Below are 16,342 nucleotides of genomic sequence, written 5' to 3'. Positions count from 1 at the left end.
TCCTCTCAACCGATGCCGCCCTCAAATTCAAGGGCCACCAGCCTGTTCATTTCCACGGCGTATTCCAAAGGAAGCTCCTTTGTAATAGGTTCCACGAAACCGCGGACAATCAGCGCCTTGGCTTCATTTTCGTCAATTCCCCTCGTCATCAGGTAAAAAACCGTTTCCTCACTGATGCACCCGATTTTTGCTTCGTGTCCGATATCCACTTCATCATTTCGGATATCCATCACAGGGATTGTGTCTGAGCGGCTCTCGCTATCCAGCATGAGGGATTCGCAGCTTACGCTGGATTTGCTGTTTTTCGCCTCGGGCAAAACAGTAACAGCGCTGCGGTAGATGGCTTTCCCGCCGCTTTTAGAGATGGATTTTGACGATACCGTGGATGAAGTATTCGGTGCGGCGTGAATCACCTTAGTGCCAGTATCCAGTTCTTGTCCTGCAGCGGCAAAGGTGATACCCGTAAACTCGCTTCTGGCCCCTTCTCCCCGCAAAATACTGCTGGGATACAGCATGGTGATATGGGAGCCAAATGTACCCGAAACCCACTCAATTGCGCCGTTTTTTTCCACTGCCGCGCACTTTGAATTGAGGTTCATCATATTCCTCGACCAGTTTTCGATGGTAGAATACCGCAGCGTTGCGTCTTCCCCCACATAAAGTTCCACACAGCCGGCGTGCAGATTCAGCGCGTTATACCGGGGAGCGGAACAACCCTCAATGAAATGAAGCCGCGCGCCTTCCTCCAGAATAATCAGTGTGTGCTCGAACTGGCCGGCTCCCGGTGCGTTGAGCCGGAAATAGGATTGCAGCGGCATATGAACCTCGACCCCCTTTGGCACATAGACAAAGGACCCGCCCGACCAGACCGCACCATGCAGTGCAGCGAATTTATGTGCCGTGGCGGGAAGCAGTTTCATAAAATGTTTTTTTACGATATCCTCGTACTCATGGAGTGCGGTATCCATATCGGTGTAAATCACACCTTGCTGGCGCATCTCTTCTTTAATGCTGTGATAAACAACCTCAGAATCATACTGTGCACCCACGCCGGAGAGCGCCAGTTTTTCCGCTTCGGGGATGCCCAGCCGGTCAAATGTCTGCTTGATTTCATCGGGAACCTCGTTCCAGTTATCCGTCATCGCCATATTTGGGCGTACATAGGTAACTATATGGTTCATATCCAATTCGTGTAGGCTTGGTCCCCAATTTGGCAGAGGAAGCCGTTCATAAACGGCGAGGGATTGTAACCGGTGTTCCAGCATCCAGCCCGGTTCGTTTTTTCCTGTGGAAATATCAGTAACGATTTCCGCAGTCAGTCCTTTATCTACTTTATACGCGGCGTTTTCCGGGTTTGCAATGTCATAGGCGTCACGGTTGATTTCCTCAACCTGTGTTTTTTTACGTTCCATCATGTCACCTCCTCAGCTGCTTTGGAAGGTGAGAGAGAAGTGAAGCCGCTGCGGTTCACCTCATCAATCAGTGAGGCATCTCCGGTTTTGATAATCTGCCCGTCAATCAATATATGTACCATATCAACATTGATACTTTCTAAAATTTTCGTGCTATGGGTGATGATCAGCAGTGCGTTTTCTTCATTTTTATAGCCTCGTACACCCTCTGATACCGTTTTGACAGCGTCAACATCCAGGCCGGAATCTGTTTCATCCAAAATAGCCAGCTTTGGGTGAAGCGCCAGCATTTGCAATATTTCATGTTTCTTCTTTTCCCCGCCCGAAAACCCGACGTTTAAGTACCTTGTGGCGTAACTCTCGTCAAAATCCAGACGCGCCATAAGCTCTTTTAATTCCTTGTGGAAATCCCAGGCCCGCTCGTTGTTACCGGTAACCGCATACCGCGCCGTGCGCAGAAAGCTTTCCACCGTGATCCCGTCTACTTCCTCAGGATTTTGAAATGTCATAAAGATGCCGCTTCTTGCTCTTTCATCTGTTTTGGTACAGGTGATGTCTTTTCCTTCAAACACGATGCGGCCTTCCGTCACCGTATAGTCCGGATGCCCCATGATGACACTCGCCAGCGTAGATTTCCCCGCACCGTTCGGTCCCATGATCACATGGGTCTCTCCTGGATTTATTGTTAAATCTACCCCCTTTAGGATTTCGTTATCACCTGCATAAGCCCTTAATTTAGAAATAGTAAGCATGTCTTATTCCTCCTTCCTTTCTATACCGTTTCCGCAGATGCCGCCTGATTGACAGGCAAACTCACTGATAGGCATACATTCCTTTACTTTTTCGAAAAAATCCAGAATGACCCTTGCGTTGGCATCGCTGAGAGAACAGAAATATTGACACAGCTTTTGGTTAGCTTCGCTATGGTATTCCTGATGCTTAACCCTTGCCTGCTCTCCATCCGCTGTAAGCCTGTAATATTTTTCTTTCTTATTCCCGGGCATTTTATATCCTTCAATCAGTTTCTTTTCTGTCAGCTTTACCGTCATCTGTGTAATCGCGCCTTGCGTAACGCCCATAATTTCCGATAGCATACGTGCATTTGCATCGGGATGGTCATAAATCGCGTCAATCAGGCTCAGTTCTGCGTGATAAAGCAAATTAGAGTCGCTATATATTTGAGGGATTCTCTGCTCATCCGTGATCATAGCTATAACTTCAAATAAGTTCCCAATTAATTTACATTCCATGTTCTTTTTCCCTCCAATATTTTTACGAAACAATGGCTGATGTTGATTTTAATTGCGAATTTAGTATAGCACCTAAAGAATCTGCTGTCAATATACTTTAGCACCTAAAGAATATAGACGATTTCTTACTTGATGGGTGAGAGAATATGCATCTTTTTATTATTTATTGTTAAGCCAAATATTTACAATGCCTTGAATGCAGCTACGATTATATAATCATAATATAAAACGGTGAAGTTACACGTAAATGATTATATGTGGATTATAAAACATGAAATATTGTGAAAATTGTATTTGTAAAAATAATAAGTTTTATTTAAATAAAAAATATGCATAAATAAGTGTAGAAAAAATGTATAAATTGCACAAAATATTTAAAACGAACATAAAATATATAAACGGTCATTTAACGCTCTTGAAAAACTCGTATTCTAATGTTATTATCTACATGTAAAGGTAAAAATGAACATAATCGATCATAAAACGATCGTAAAAAGTAAAGGAGGATGTTTAGATGAGCAAAGTGGAAGAAATCACAAGGGAAAGCTGGATCATGAGCACGTTTCCTGAATGGGGAACCTGGCTGAATGAAGAAATTGAACATGAGACAGTGGAACCCGGAACAGTGGCTATGTGGTGGCTGGGCTGTACGGGCATGTGGTTTAAAACACCGGGCGGCTGCAACATTACCGTGGATTTGTGGTGCGGTAACGGAAAGCGTTCTCATGGAAACGGTAAGATGGCTGAGGGTCATCAGATGGCAAATATGTGCGGTGCAAGAAAGATGCAGCCTAATTTAAGGGCAGTTCCTTTTGTACTCGATCCGTTTGCTGTTAAGCATGTAGACGCAGTTCTGGCAACCCATTACCACCAGGATCATATGAGCCCGGAATATGCTGCCCATGTGATCCAAAGCAATATAACAACCGTGGATGAGAATGGAAAAGAAATTCCGGTTCCTTTTATCGGCCCTAAGAAGTCCGTTGAGCTGTGGCAGAAGTGGGGGGTTCCTGCGGACCGGTGTATTACGGTAGTGCCCGGAGACAGCATCAGGATTAAGGATATTGAAATTGTGGCACTGGATTCCTTTGACAGGACCTGTCTTGTAACAACGGATTCCACTGGCCCGGACCGGGAGGAACTGACGGGAAAGTGTCCCATGGATATGGATGAAAAGGCGGTAAATTATCTGATCAAAACGCCTGGCGGAAATATTTATCACAGCGGCGATTCCCATTACTCCATTTACTTTGCAAAGCACGGTAAGGATTATGACATTGATGTTGCTTTTGGTTCTTATGGAGAAAATCCGGTAGGAATGGCAGATAAGATGACCTCCTGTGATATCCTCCGCATGGCTGAAGCTCTAAGATGTAAGGTGGTAATCCCCATTCATTATGATGTTTGGACCAATTTCATGGCAGATGTAAATGAAATCAGGGTACTCTATCATATGAAGAAGGATCGGCTGGATTATAAATTTCACCCGTTCTTCTGGGAAGTAGGCGGAAAATACGTTTATCCCAGAGACAAGGACAAGCTGGCTTATCACCATGAAAGAGGCTTTGAGGATTGCTTTGAAGCACCTCAGAATATTCCGTTCCGTTCACTTTTGTAATCAGGAAAAAGGAGAAACCATGCTGAGAGATTTTGTGGAGAAGAAACATTATAAGTTTGCCAGGGAAGCAAAGGACTGGGAGGATGCAGTCCGGATGAGCTGTGAATGTCTGGAAGAGGACGGGACAGTCGAAGAGAATTATAAGGAAGAGATCATTGCCTGTATTAAAAAATACGGCCCTTATATCATCATTTTACCGGACATTGCAATGCCTCATTCCCAGGAGGGGGCAGAAGGCGTACATAAAACCACGATCGCCTTCATGAAACTGGAAAAGCCGGTCAGCTTTGATGCAGAGGACCCGGAAAAGGATGCGCAGCTTTTCTTTACCCTGGCCTCCTGTAATCCGGATCAGCATTTAAATAATATGAGCCGGTTATCGGAGCTGCTGGGCAATGAGGAAGTGATCGCCGAACTGAAAAAAGCCAAAGATTCAGAAGATTTACTGAGAATACAGGAACGATATTTGGACTAGGGAGAAGGGGGTAATGCAATGGATATTTTATTGAAGGTATGGACTTTTTTTGCAACAAACATATTGCAGCAGCCGGCATTTATGATTGGTTTGATCGTTATGATTGGTTACATCTTGCTGAGAAAACCGTGGTATGATATACTTGCTGGGACTTTGAAAGCGATCGTGGGTTATTTGATCTTAATGGTTGGTTCCGGCGGACTGGTAAACAACTTCCGGCCGGTATTGGTAGGCTTAAAAGACAGGTTCCAGATGAATGCCATGGTAATTGATCCGTATTTTGGCCAGAATGCTGTTACGGCCGGCGTTGAGGAAGTTTTTGGAAAAGGATTTGGTGATGCGATGATTCTGTTGTTCATTGCATTTATCGTCAATATTCTTCTTGTGCGTTTTTCAAAATACACCAAGCTCCGTGCACTGTTTACCACCGGAAATGTACAGGTCCAGCAGGCTGCTACCGCATACTGGCTGATCATGTTTGCCTGTCCGTTCCTGTTAAACGGAAGAGTTGCCATGCTTGTGGTAATGGCCCTTCTTTTAGGAGCTTACTGGGCAGTAGGGTCAAACCTGACAATCAAGCCGTGCCAGGAGGTTACGGACGGTGCCGGTTTCTGTCTGGCTCATCAGCAGATGTTCGGTGTTGCACTCAGCTACTATCTTGCAGGCAAGCTCTTTGGAAAAGAAAGCAAGAAAAACAATGGAAAAGAAATCAGGAAGATTGAAGATATTGAGCTGCCAGGTTTTATGTCCATCTTTAATGACAATATGGTCTGTACTTCCATTTTAATGGTTATCTTCTTCGGAGCAATCCTCTGTATCCTTGGCCGGGATTATCTGGTTGAAGGTGAGTTTATGAAAGAGGGAGCCAGCATGTTCTTCTATGTTCTTCAAACCTGTTTATATTTTGCGGTGTATCTGGCAATTCTGCAATTAGGTGTGCGTACCTTTGTGGCGGAGCTGACAGCTTCGTTCCAGGGAATTGCAGACAGAATTCTCCCTGGGTCTGTTCCGGGAGTGGACTGTGCCGTAATCTTTGGATTTGGTGCGGCCAATGCCGTGACCTTGGGATTCTTATCAGGCTTTGTCGGACAGATTCTGGCTATTGTTGCACTGATTCTGTTAAAGAGTCCGGTGCTTGTTATATGCGGTTTCGTTCCTGTGTTCTTTGATAACGCCACCATCGGTGTTTTTGCAAATGAAAAGGGCGGATTTAAGGCAGCCCTGATTCTTCCCTTCTTCTCCGGCTTATGCCAGGTGTTCGGATCTGCATTTATTGCAGGCTGGGTAGGCATGGCAGCCTATGGCGGATACTTGGGAATGTGGGACTGGGCGGTCATATGGCCGGTATTTACCGTGATCATGAAATATTTAAGCTACATTGGTATTGGAATTGTGCTGGTTGCACTCCTTGCCATTCCGCAGATCCAGTATTGGAAGGATAAAAAGGGTTATTTCCTTATGACAGAGGATTATGAAGCGTATAAAGAAATGAAAGCAAATAAATAGTAAATGAGATTAAGGAGGGTTTTCTCGTGGCTGGTAAAAATTTAAGCTTTTTGGTATGTTGCGCAAATGGGGCAGGCTCAAGCCTGATGGCACAGATGACCTTGGAGAAAGTGCTGAAGAAGCATAATATCAAAGCGACAAAGGTGCATCATTGCGCTCTTTCAGAAGGAAAAGGATCAGCGCCCCAGTACGATGTAGTGGTTTGTGCACAGAACTTTAAAGATATGTTTGCAGATGCTGAGAAAAAAGGCATTAAGATCGTTGGACTTAAGAACGTGATGTCTGCTCCGGAGATTGAAACCAAATTAAAAGAGCAGGGAATCATTCAGGAAGGTTAATGAATATAAATTTCGTCTGCCGGTGTTTTTACCTGGCAGACGGTATCCAATAAACGGTGGATCGTAACAGTAATCAAATATTGATAAAAGTGCAGGTGAGCCTATGAAAAGAGAATACGCCCTTGTGGAGGAGAGAAGAGAGCATATATTGGATATCGTAAGAAACAGTCCCAAGGTATCCGTTAACAGCTTGGCAGAGCAATGCGGGATTTCTGTGATAACAGTTCGAAGAGATCTGCAGTATCTGGAAGACAGGAAGCTTTTAAAGCGCTGTCATGGCGGCGCCATTCCCATTGAAAAGGGCCCTGCGCAGGCAAATGAAATATTACTTTACAGACGGCTGATTGCCAGCTATGCTGCAACGTTGGTAGATGATAATGATACGCTGTTTATTAACACCAGCAGCACTGCCCTGCAGATACTGGAATATATCAAGAGCAGGAATGTGACGGTCATAACCAACAATGGAAAAGCGATTAACAGTGAACATGGAGCCGGGGTAAATATCATTCTCACCGGCGGCGAGCTTCGCTACCCGAAAGAAGCCATGGTTGGAGATCTTGCGGTCAGGAACCTTCAAAACATCTATGCCAAAAAGGCATTTATGGGGTGTTCTGGTATTTCCGTTATGTCCGGGATGACGACCGAGATCATGAATGAGGTGTGTTTAAACGAATTAATGATCGAACACACAAGAAGCGAGCTGTATATCCTGGCCGATCATACAAAGATAGGAAAGAACAGCAGCTTTTCAAGCTGCAGCATAGGCAAAGTTCAGCATTTGATTACGGATGAAAAGGCGCCTGAAGAAATTTTAAAAGAATTTAAGGAGGCTGGAGTGCAGATCCACCAGGTGAAAAAAGGAGGTTTTTAATGAAAACCTATACACTTGGGTTGTATGAAAAGTCAATGCCGGCTGAATTAAGCTGGAAAGAAAAACTGGAAGCTGCAAAGAGCGCCGGTTTTGATTTCCTGGAAATGAGTATAGACGAAACTGAGGAGAAGCTGGAACGTCTGGAAATGACAGAAAAGGAACGTCTGGAACTGATAAAACTGACAAAGGATGCAGGCATTCCCATTGGTACCATGTGTTTAAGCGGACACCGGAAGTATCCCCTGGGAAGCCATGACCCGGAAGTCAAGAAAAAAAGTATAGAAATCATGAGCAAAGCCATAGAACTGGCATCGGATCTGGGAATCAGGATCATTCAACTGGCCGGATACGATGTGTACTATGAAGAATCGGATGAAGAAACGAGGCGGTATTTTACTGACAACCTAAAAAAGGCTGCCGAAATGGCTGCATCCGCCGGTGTGGTACTTGCATTTGAAACCATGGAGACCGGATTCATGAATACAGTGGAAAAAGCAATGAAATATGTGAAACAGGTTTCCTCTGTCTACTTAAATGTTTATCCTGATATAGGGAATATAACAAATGCTGCGTTCACCAATGGAACGGACGTATTGGAGGACTTAAAGCTTGGAATCGGGCGGCTTGCCGCCATGCATTTAAAAGAGACGAAACCAGGCATATTCCGTGAGGTTCCCTACGGCGAGGGCCATGTGGACTTTAAAAAAGCCATTGAGACCGCATGGAAGCTTGGAGTGAGGATCTATGTAGCGGAATTCTGGTACACGGGAAATCCCTCCTGGAAGGAAGATCTGGTTGCGGCAAATCTTAAAATGTCCGGAATATTAAAGGAGCAGGAATGAAAGGGAGTAAATAAATGAAGATTGAAAAAAAGGTGATGGGAAATTTAACGAAATGCTATTCCATAGCCCCGCTTCGTTACAAAGGAACCAATCACATCCTGGTTGCGGCGGAAAAAGTCGACCGCTGCCTGCTGTTTGATGCAGAAGGCAATTTAGAAGATACCGTTTGGACAGAGCCCGGCGGTGTAATGACCATGGTACAGGTTCCTGGTACGGACGGACAGTTTCTGGCAACTCAAAAATTCTATTCTCCCAATGATTCCAAAGAAGCAAAAATTGTCATAGTGACCCCTGATGAACTAAATGGCTGGGAGGTAAAGACTTTAGTGGATTTGCCCTTTGTCCACCGGTTTCATATTGTGGAACGGAATGGCATCAACTATTTGATTGCATGTACCTTAAAGTCAGGCCATGAATTTAAAGATGACTGGTCCTCGCCGGGAAAGGTATACGGGGCGGTCCTGCCTGAAGACTTAAGCGGATTTAACGATGAATATCAGCTTCCGCTGAAGGTGATTAAGGATGGAATGCTGAAAAACCACGGCTATTATAAGGTGGAAGATGGTGGCCTTCAGACCAGCATTATATCCTCTGACAGCGGCGTATACCAGTTCATTCCGCCGGAGCAGCCCTCTGGGGAATGGGAGATCCGCCAGCTGATAGATGAGGCGGCAAGTGATGCGGTACTGGTGGATTTTGATGAGGACGGAGTGAAAGAATTAGCCACGATTTCCCCATTTCACGGAGATAAAATCAGCATCTGGAAAAAAACAGGCGGGGAATACAGGGAGGTCTATGTTTATGATCAGCCGGCTGAGTTCAACCATGCCATTTTCGGAGGGATGCTGTGCGGCAGACCGGCTTTGGTCATCGGACACCGGCAGGGAGAACGCAATCTTCTGGTATTTACCTATAATCCCTTGCAGAAATCCTATGAAGCGCAGATCATAGACCGAAATTGCGGTCCTGCTAACGTATACAAGTATACCAATAATGGAAAAGAGATCATCATATCCACCAATCATGGTACCGATGAAATCGCCATGTATACACTTACACCATAGGAGGAGAAACATGTTAGAAGACTTAAAGAAGCTTGTTTACGAAGCCAACATGGAACTGCCCAAGTACGGTCTTGTCACCTTTACCTGGGGCAATGTCAGCGCAATAGACCGAGAAAGAGGCATGTTTGTCATTAAGCCCAGCGGTGTGGATTATAGCCAGCTTAAGCCGGAAGATATGGTGGTTATGGATTTAGAGGGCAGAAAGGTGGAAGGAAAATATAACCCTTCCTCTGATACTGCCACTCATCTGGAACTTTATAAGGCATTCCCAAAGATCGGCGGGATCGTGCACACCCATTCTTCCTGGGCAACCAGCTGGGCCCAGTCCGGGCGGGGGATTCCCTGCTATGGCACTACCCATGCGGATTATATATACGGAGAAGTACCCTGCCTTCGCTGCCTGGCAAAGGAAGAGATCGAGGAAGGGTATGAGAAAAACACGGGACTCCTGATTGCAGACTATTTTAAGAACAAAGAGTATATGGCAGTACCTGCCTGCCTCTGTAAAAACCACGGACCTTTTACCTGGGGGAAGGATCCCAAAGAGGCTGTGCATAATGCAGTGGTTTTAGAAGAGGTAGCCTAAATGGCTTACCGTTGTGAGCAGATCAATCCGGATGTCATCCAGGCACCACAGGAACTGCAGGATAAGCATTATTTAAGAAAGCATGGGACCAATGCATATTATGGTCAAAAGAATGGGGAGAATGAAAGATAGATTTTTAAGAGAAAGTAAATGAGGGGATATCAGAAAGCTTTTTTGATAAGCTGTCATAAGGGAGGGAGAAATCTCTCCGGTATATGTAAAAGCCTGCCTTCCTAAGCGGAAAGGTGGGCTTGTATTTATAAGGAAGCCGTTACCTAAGAAAGGTAATTCTTCATTGTCTTTAAAGCATTTTTTTCCAGGCGGCTTACCTGTGCCTGACTGATATGGATTTCTTCAGCAACCTCGGTCTGTGTCTTTCCTTCAAAAAAGCGCATGTCAATGATATGGCGCTCTCTTTCGGGAAGGCGTCTCATGGCCTCGTTTAAGGAGATGTCCTCTACCCAGTTTTCCTCTAAGTTTTTTTTGTCACTGATCTGGTCCATGACAAAAAGAGGATCACCGCCGTCAGAATAGACCGGCTCATAAAGGCTGACCGGGCTTTGAATGGCATCAAGAGCATAGGTGATGTCTTCTTTGCTGACTCCGATCTCATCGGCGATTTCCATCAGGGTAGGTTCTTTTAAGTTTTTCTTCATTAAATTCTCTTTGGCATAGATTGCCTTGTAAGCGGTATCACGCAGGGACCGGCTGACGCGGATAGAATTATTATCCCGAAGGTAACGCCGTACTTCGCCCAGAATCATGGGCACCGCATAGGTGGAGAACCGGACGTTCTGCGTAATATCGAAATTATCAATGGCTTTGATTAAACCGATGCATCCGATCTGAAATAAGTCGTCAACGTTTTCATTGCTGCCGGAAAAACGTTGTATGACACTGAGAACCAGTCTTAAGTTTCCCTTGATGTAATCTTCTCTGGCCTTTTTATCTCCATCAAGAATCCGTTTGAACAGAACTTCCTTCTCTTCGTTATTAAGAAGAGGAAGTTTGGAAGTATTGACACCACAAATCTCTACTTTGTATCCAGACATATCTTTCCCTCCGCATCATTCATTATTCTCATACAGAAATGATGTACTCAATCGAGGGCTTTTATACGATAGCCGGATCAAAATTATTTTCCAGTTTTTAGGGCATTATTAATCCTGCTTATTTTTTTCATATAGAACCAGCAATCCCTTTAATAGCAAAGCCTCGTCATAATGAATTTTATGATAACAAAGCGGGACGACAGAGGAAGCCAGACCTCCGGTCGCCACAAGGCTTGCCAAAGTCCCTAATTCTTCCTCCATACGGTCGATGACACCGTCGATCATGGCGGCATTGCCGTAAAGGATTCCGTTTTTCATGCAGTCAATGGTATTTTTGCCGATCACCCTGGTCGGTTTGTTTAAACCGATGTAAGGGAGCTGGGCGGCCCGGCTGCTTAAGGAATCCAGGGAGACTCTGAGGCCGGGGAATATAATGCCGCCGGAGTAGTTTCCATTCCGGTCAATGACGGACATGGTAGTGGCAGTTCCCATGTCAACGATAATGATGGGAGCCTGATATTCCTTTAAAGCAGCTACCGCATTGACGATTAAATCGCTGCCAACGGTCTTAGGGTTGTCCATCTTGATGTTGAGTCCGGTCTTCATTCCGGAGCCGACCACCATGGGTGTCTTGCCTGTTATTTTTTTAACAGCACACACGACCACATCCGTAAGAGGAGGAACAACCGAAGACAGGATTGCCCCTTCTATGGATGAGAGGGGCATGTTGTGAATTTCCATAATATCTTTTATATTAACCGCATATTCCAGCTCGGTTTTTCCGTGATTGGTGGTAACTCGCTCTACAAAGTAAATGCCGGTATTGTCGATGCCGCCTATGACAATATTGCTGTTTCCCATATCTATGGCCAAAATCATAAAGGGAACTCCTTTCCAACTTTTTTTTCTTGTGCTATACTGTAGAGTATCATATTTTAAGACGAAAAACAACGGGAGGCACTTATGCTGAAAGGAAAAAATATCATTTTGGGTGTAACAGGTAGTATTGCGGCCTATAAGATAGCCGGACTTGCCAGTATGCTGGTAAAAAAGGGCTGCAACGTACATGTCTTAATGTCCCAAAATGCAACGAATTTTATTAATCCCATTACGTTTGAAACATTGACAGGCAATAAATGCCTGGTGGATACTTTTGACCGCAATTTTCAGTTCAACGTAGAGCATGTATCCCTTGCCAAGCTTGCCGACGTTGTAATGATTGCACCGGCCAGTGCCAATGTGATCGCAAAGCTGGCTCATGGGATGGCGGATGACATGTTGACAACCACTGTTTTGGCATGCAGATGCAAGAAAATCATTTCTCCTGCCATGAACACCAATATGTACGAAAATCCAATTGTTCAGGATAATATAAGGATTTGTGAGTCCTATGGCATGGAAGTAATCAAACCTGATTTCGGGTACCTGGCCTGCGGCGATATTGGGGCAGGAAAGATGCCGGATCCTGAGGTGCTATTTGATTTCATTGAAAAAGAGGTCTGCTTTGAAAAAGACCTGGCAGGAAAGAAGATTCTGGTAACGGCCGGTCCTACCAGGGAATCCATTGATCCGGTCCGGTTCATCACAAACCATTCCACAGGGAAAATGGGCTATGCAGTGGCAAAGGCTGCCTCCTTAAGAGGGGCGGATGTGACGCTTGTGAGCGGGATAACGGATACGCCAAAGCCCAGGTTTGTACACCTCATAGAGGTTGGCAGCGCAAAAGAAATGTTTGATGCGGTTACGGAAGAAGCGGAATCTCAGGATGCCATCATTAAGGCGGCCGCTGTGGCGGATTACCGTCCAAAGCATGTGGGAACGGAAAAAACAAAGAAAAAAGAGGGAGAAATGGTTATAGAACTGGAACGGACGGACGATATCCTTAAATGGTTGGGAGAGCACCGTAGAAAGGGACAGTTTCTTTGCGGCTTTTCCATGGAGACCCAGAATATGATGGAAAATTCAAGAGTAAAGCTTGATAAAAAAAAGATAGACATGATTGTTGCCAACAACTTAAAAGTGGAAGGAGCCGGCTTTGGAACAGATACCAACGTAGTTACTATCATAACCAGGGATAAAGAGCTGCCACTTAAGACCATGACAAAAGATGAAGTAGCGCATCACATTCTGGATGAGATATTTACTCGTCAGAATGAGGGAAAGAAGGAGTAGGCATTATGAGAATTGAGAAAAGACAAATCGCTGTACCAGGGCAGTTGACCGGTCCGGTGTGTTTGACTGGTTATTTACTGGACAGCATAAGCGTTAACCCGGATATGCTTCGCCCTGCTGTTATTGTGCTCCCCGGAGGCGGATACAGCCGGCGGTCAGATCGGGAGAGTGAGCCCATAGCCTTGCAGTTTATGTCCATGGGCTGTCATGCATTTGTTTTGGATTACAGCGTGGACCCCAATCGTTTCCCCACTTCCCTAAGGGAGCTTGCGGAAGCGGTAGCTGTCATCCGGCAGCACGCAGCAGAATGGAAGGTTGACACCAATAAAATCATTCCATGCGGTTTTTCTGCCGCCGGGCATTTGGCCTGTAGTCTTGGGGTTTTCTGGGACAGGGATTTTGTGTGGGAAGCCATAGATCGGACTCCGGAGGAGATCCGTCCGGACGGGCTGATTTTAAATTACCCTGTGATCACAAGCGGGGAGTTTAAGCATGCCGGTTCTATCTTAAGTCTTTTGGGTGAGAATGCGGCAAAGGAAGAGACAGAGGCGGTTTCCTTAGAGAACTTTGTTACGGAAAAGACTCCGAAAGCTTTCCTGTGGCATACGTATACCGATGCTGCTGTGCCCCTTGAAAACAGTCTGCTCCTGGCTTCTGCCATGAGAAGGCATGGCGTAAATTTTGAACTTCATGTTTATCCTGCAGGATGTCATGGCCTGTCTCTGGCCAACGAAGAAACCGCAGGCTCCAACGAGTCCCTCTTAGAACCTTCCTGCCAGAGCTGGATTTCTCTTGCAAAAACCTGGCTTTCTAATTTTTAACCGAATCAGGCAGCGATAGCTGCTATTCGGTTATGCCCGGTAGATCGGGGCACACTGTGGGCAAGTAGCGAAACGGATTGCGAAAATCCGCTTAACTATGGAAGAGAGAATCTTGACTTATGGTTAGAATCATACTACAATAGACGAGATCTAGACGTGAATTTTGGAGGAACTATTTTTGTGAATATAGCGGAAGAAATTAAAAAGAGAAGAACATTTGCTATTATTTCCCATCCGGATGCGGGAAAGACGACCTTGACGGAGAAATTTCTGCTTTACGGAGGAGCCATTAATCTGGCCGGTACCGTAAAAGGAAGAAAAGGTGCCAAGCATGCCGTTTCCGACTGGATGGAGATTGAAAAAGAGAGAGGTATTTCCGTCACCTCCTCTGTGTTACAGTTTAATTACGACGGATTCTGCATCAACATTCTGGACACACCAGGCCACCAGGATTTCTCTGAGGATACCTATCGTACCCTTATGGCGGCCGATTCCGCTGTCATGGTCATTGACGGTTCCAAAGGTGTGGAGGCTCAGACCATCAAGCTGTTTAAAGTCTGCGTTATGCGCCATATCCCCATTTTTACATTTGTGAATAAGATGGACCGGGAAGCAAGAGATCCATTTGAACTGATGGATGAGATCGAGGAAGTGCTTGGAATCCGGACCTGTCCTGTTAACTGGCCCATAGGCTGCGGAAGAGAATTTAAAGGGGTTTATGACCGCTTTAAAGAAACCATAACCACATTCCGGGCGACTACGAACGGCCAGAAGGAAGTGGAGGCTACAGAAGTCCAGCTGGGGGATGCCCAGGTGGATGCAATGATCGGAGAAAGCTATCACCAGCAGCTTATGGAGGATATCGAGCTGCTTGACGGTGCCAGTGATGAACTGGATATGGACCGGGTCGGCAGGGGAGACTTATCTCCTGTATTTTTCGGTTCTGCTCTCACAAACTTCGGGGTAGAGACATTCCTGCAGCACTTTCTTCAGATGACAACTTCTCCGCTGCCAAGACTGACGACAACAGGAGTTGTGGACCCATTTGAAGAGGAGTTTTCCGCTTTTGTATTCAAGATCCAGGCCAACATGAATAAGGCTCACAGAGACCGTGTTGCATTCATGCGGATCGTCTCCGGCAAGTTTGACGCAGGCATGGAAGTATACCATGTGCAGGGCAGCAAAAAAATGCGTTTGTCCCAGCCACAGCAGATTATGGCCCAGGACAGGAAGATCGTGGAAGAGGCCTATGCAGGTGATATTATTGGTGTCTTTGATCCGGGCATTTTTTCCATCGGAGATACCCTTTGCAAATCCAATAAAAAATTTGAATATGAGGGGATTCCTACCTTTGCACCAGAGCATTTCGCAAGAGTGCGGCAGATGGACACCATGAAAAGAAAGCAGTTCATCAAAGGCGTAAACCAGATCGCACAGGAAGGTGCCATTCAGATCTTCCAGGAGTTTAATACCGGAATGGAAGAGATCATCGTGGGAGTCGTGGGAGAACTGCAGTTTGAGGTTTTGACCTATCGTCTGGAAAATGAGTACAACGTGGAAGTAAGGCTTGAGAAGCTTCCATATGAATATATCCGCTGGATCGTGAACAAAGAAGAAATTGATGTAGCCAAGATTCAGGGTACGTCCGATATGAAACGGATCAAGGATCTAAAAGACAATCCTCTTCTTTTATTTGTCAACAGCTGGAGTGTTGGCATGGTATTGGAGCGTAATCCGGGACTAAAGCTTTCTGAATTCGGCCACAACTAAGAAAAAACGTTTTGTGAGTCGTTCGCTCAATTTAGATGCCGGAAAGCTGGTAACGGTTTAGTGATCATAAAATATAAGGAGGCAGCAGACAATGAGTAAGATTGATGAAGTAAGGGCAGCCATGGTAGAGGCAATGAAGGCAAAGGATAAACAGCGAAAAGATGCTTTATCCATGCTTCTTTCTGCTCTTAAGAATTTTGAAATCGATAAGAAGGATCATACCCCTATTACGGAAGATGAGGCCAATACAGTTGTAAAGAAGGAAATCAAACAGACTCAGGAAACTCATGATCTTGCGCCTGAAGACAGGACGGATATCCGGGAAGAAGCGGCGTTTCGTATTACCGTTTATAAGGAATTTGCTCCGGAGGATATGGGAGAGGAGCAGATCAGGGAGATCCTCCAGTCTGTTCTTGAGGAACTTGGAATTGAAGCTCCTACTGGAGCAGACAAAGGAAGGATCATGAAGACCCTGATGCCCAAGGTAAAAGGCAAAGCAGACGGCAAAGCAGTAAATGACGTGCTGGCATCTATGATGAAATAAGAAAAAAAGGGGTGTGGA

16 protein-coding genes and 1 pseudogene are annotated in these 16,342 nt (G+C 45.4%); 12 read left to right on the top strand and 5 right to left on the bottom strand.

What is annotated here, in order from left to right; translation table 11 throughout:
- Positions 1–5: 5 nt before the first annotated feature.
- From sufB to BMW45_RS25835, 3 genes are read right to left on the bottom strand one after another with little or no spacing between them, the layout of a single operon-like run.
- Positions 6–1,412: a Fe-S cluster assembly protein SufB gene (gene sufB, locus BMW45_RS25845; RefSeq protein ID WP_207649190.1), complete on the bottom strand. Its 1,407-nt coding sequence runs from the start codon at positions 1,410–1,412 to the stop codon at positions 6–8.
- Positions 1,412–2,164 carry a Fe-S cluster assembly ATPase SufC gene (gene sufC, locus BMW45_RS25840; RefSeq protein ID WP_092250660.1) on the bottom strand — a complete coding sequence of 251 codons (753 nt, stop codon included), beginning with the start codon at positions 2,162–2,164 and terminating at the stop codon, positions 1,412–1,414. Before sufC ends, sufB begins: the two co-directional genes overlap by 1 nt.
- A gap of 3 nt (positions 2,165–2,167) precedes the next feature.
- Positions 2,168–2,662 (bottom strand): MarR family winged helix-turn-helix transcriptional regulator, encoded by a 495-nt coding sequence (locus tag BMW45_RS25835; protein ID WP_025233508.1) that lies wholly within the window; start codon positions 2,660–2,662, stop codon positions 2,168–2,170.
- A 514-nt stretch (positions 2,663–3,176) separates the two neighbouring features.
- Between BMW45_RS25835 and ulaG the strand changes: the two genes are divergently transcribed.
- The 8 genes and pseudogenes from ulaG (at position 3,177) to BMW45_RS25795 (ending at position 10,097) form a co-directional block, all read left to right on the top strand.
- Positions 3,177–4,280, top strand: a complete 1,104-nt coding sequence (ulaG, locus tag BMW45_RS25830; protein ID WP_092250657.1) for an L-ascorbate 6-phosphate lactonase — start codon at positions 3,177–3,179, stop codon at positions 4,278–4,280.
- Between the two features lie 19 nt (positions 4,281–4,299).
- Entirely contained in the window at positions 4,300–4,755 is a 456-nt protein-coding gene (locus BMW45_RS25825) for a PTS sugar transporter subunit IIA (protein ID WP_025233506.1), read from the top strand.
- A gap of 18 nt (positions 4,756–4,773) precedes the next feature.
- Positions 4,774–6,261 (top strand): PTS ascorbate transporter subunit IIC, encoded by a 1,488-nt coding sequence (locus BMW45_RS25820; RefSeq protein WP_092250654.1) that lies wholly within the window; start codon positions 4,774–4,776, stop codon positions 6,259–6,261.
- Positions 6,262–6,287: 26 nt separating this feature from the next.
- Positions 6,288–6,599 (top strand): PTS sugar transporter subunit IIB, encoded by a 312-nt coding sequence (locus BMW45_RS25815; protein WP_025233504.1) that lies wholly within the window; start codon positions 6,288–6,290, stop codon positions 6,597–6,599.
- Between the two features lie 103 nt (positions 6,600–6,702).
- Complete coding sequence (locus tag BMW45_RS25810; RefSeq protein WP_092250651.1) at positions 6,703–7,473, top strand: DeoR/GlpR family DNA-binding transcription regulator; 771 nt, start codon at positions 6,703–6,705, stop codon at positions 7,471–7,473.
- A complete protein-coding gene (locus BMW45_RS25805; protein WP_025233502.1) occupies positions 7,473–8,315 on the top strand; it encodes an L-ribulose-5-phosphate 3-epimerase in 843 nt (280 codons plus the stop codon). Before BMW45_RS25810 ends, BMW45_RS25805 begins: the two co-directional genes overlap by 1 nt.
- Positions 8,316–8,329: 14 nt before the next feature.
- Complete coding sequence (locus BMW45_RS25800; protein WP_092250648.1) at positions 8,330–9,379, top strand: hypothetical protein; 1,050 nt, start codon at positions 8,330–8,332, stop codon at positions 9,377–9,379.
- 10 nt (positions 9,380–9,389) lie between these two features.
- Positions 9,390–10,097: pseudogene (locus BMW45_RS25795) on the top strand (L-ribulose-5-phosphate 4-epimerase).
- 143 nt (positions 10,098–10,240) lie between these two features.
- Here BMW45_RS25795 and sigG read toward each other — a convergent pair.
- Together sigG and BMW45_RS25785 are read right to left on the bottom strand one after the other, a co-directional pair.
- Entirely contained in the window at positions 10,241–11,017 is a 777-nt protein-coding gene (gene sigG / locus BMW45_RS25790) for an RNA polymerase sporulation sigma factor SigG (RefSeq protein WP_025233499.1), read from the bottom strand.
- Positions 11,018–11,125: 108 nt separating this feature from the next.
- Complete coding sequence (locus BMW45_RS25785; protein ID WP_092250645.1) at positions 11,126–11,896, bottom strand: type III pantothenate kinase; 771 nt, start codon at positions 11,894–11,896, stop codon at positions 11,126–11,128.
- Between the two features lie 84 nt (positions 11,897–11,980).
- Here BMW45_RS25785 and coaBC point away from each other — a divergent pair, with 84 nt between their 5' ends.
- The 4 genes from coaBC to BMW45_RS25765 all read left to right on the top strand — a co-directional run bounded on the left by coaBC (position 11,981) and on the right by BMW45_RS25765 (position 16,324).
- A complete protein-coding gene (gene coaBC / locus BMW45_RS25780; protein WP_092250642.1) occupies positions 11,981–13,189 on the top strand; it encodes a bifunctional phosphopantothenoylcysteine decarboxylase/phosphopantothenate--cysteine ligase CoaBC in 1,209 nt (402 codons plus the stop codon).
- Positions 13,190–13,194: 5 nt separating this feature from the next.
- A complete protein-coding gene (locus BMW45_RS25775) occupies positions 13,195–14,010 on the top strand; it encodes an alpha/beta hydrolase (RefSeq protein ID WP_025233496.1) in 816 nt (271 codons plus the stop codon).
- 180 nt (positions 14,011–14,190) lie between these two features.
- On the top strand, positions 14,191–15,780 hold the full coding sequence (locus BMW45_RS25770) for a peptide chain release factor 3 (RefSeq protein ID WP_092250639.1): 1,590 nt from the start codon (positions 14,191–14,193) through the stop codon (positions 15,778–15,780).
- Between the two features lie 91 nt (positions 15,781–15,871).
- Positions 15,872–16,324, top strand: coding sequence for a GatB/YqeY domain-containing protein (locus tag BMW45_RS25765; RefSeq protein ID WP_092250636.1), 453 nt, complete (start codon positions 15,872–15,874; stop codon positions 16,322–16,324).
- The last annotated feature ends 18 nt before the right edge of the window (positions 16,325–16,342 follow it).

Origin of the sequence: Lacrimispora sphenoides, from assembly GCF_900105215.1 — a bacterium.
Lineage (GTDB): Bacteria > Bacillota > Clostridia > Lachnospirales > Lachnospiraceae > Lacrimispora > Lacrimispora sphenoides_A.
The sequence above is the reverse complement of the archived record's forward strand: the minus strand, read 5'-3'. Positions and strand labels throughout refer to the sequence as shown.

Excerpts from the sequence above, each read along its gene's own strand:
- sufB (WP_207649190.1), bottom strand. The coding sequence starts at position 1,412 with ATGGAACGTAAAAAAACACAGGTTGAGGAAATCAACCGTGACGCCTAT.
- sufC (WP_092250660.1), bottom strand. The coding sequence starts at position 2,164 with ATGCTTACTATTTCTAAATTAAGGGCTTATGCAGGTGATAACGAAATC.
- BMW45_RS25835 (WP_025233508.1), bottom strand. The coding sequence starts at position 2,662 with ATGGAATGTAAATTAATTGGGAACTTATTTGAAGTTATAGCTATGATC.
- ulaG (WP_092250657.1), top strand. The coding sequence starts at position 3,177 with ATGAGCAAAGTGGAAGAAATCACAAGGGAAAGCTGGATCATGAGCACG.
- BMW45_RS25825 (WP_025233506.1), top strand. The coding sequence starts at position 4,300 with ATGCTGAGAGATTTTGTGGAGAAGAAACATTATAAGTTTGCCAGGGAA.
- BMW45_RS25820 (WP_092250654.1), top strand. The coding sequence starts at position 4,774 with ATGGATATTTTATTGAAGGTATGGACTTTTTTTGCAACAAACATATTG.
- BMW45_RS25810 (WP_092250651.1), top strand. The coding sequence starts at position 6,703 with ATGAAAAGAGAATACGCCCTTGTGGAGGAGAGAAGAGAGCATATATTG.
- BMW45_RS25805 (WP_025233502.1), top strand. The coding sequence starts at position 7,473 with ATGAAAACCTATACACTTGGGTTGTATGAAAAGTCAATGCCGGCTGAA.
- BMW45_RS25800 (WP_092250648.1), top strand. The coding sequence starts at position 8,330 with ATGAAGATTGAAAAAAAGGTGATGGGAAATTTAACGAAATGCTATTCC.
- sigG (WP_025233499.1), bottom strand. The coding sequence starts at position 11,017 with ATGTCTGGATACAAAGTAGAGATTTGTGGTGTCAATACTTCCAAACTT.
- BMW45_RS25785 (WP_092250645.1), bottom strand. The coding sequence starts at position 11,896 with ATGATTTTGGCCATAGATATGGGAAACAGCAATATTGTCATAGGCGGC.
- coaBC (WP_092250642.1), top strand. The coding sequence starts at position 11,981 with ATGCTGAAAGGAAAAAATATCATTTTGGGTGTAACAGGTAGTATTGCG.
- BMW45_RS25775 (WP_025233496.1), top strand. The coding sequence starts at position 13,195 with ATGAGAATTGAGAAAAGACAAATCGCTGTACCAGGGCAGTTGACCGGT.
- BMW45_RS25765 (WP_092250636.1), top strand. The coding sequence starts at position 15,872 with ATGAGTAAGATTGATGAAGTAAGGGCAGCCATGGTAGAGGCAATGAAG.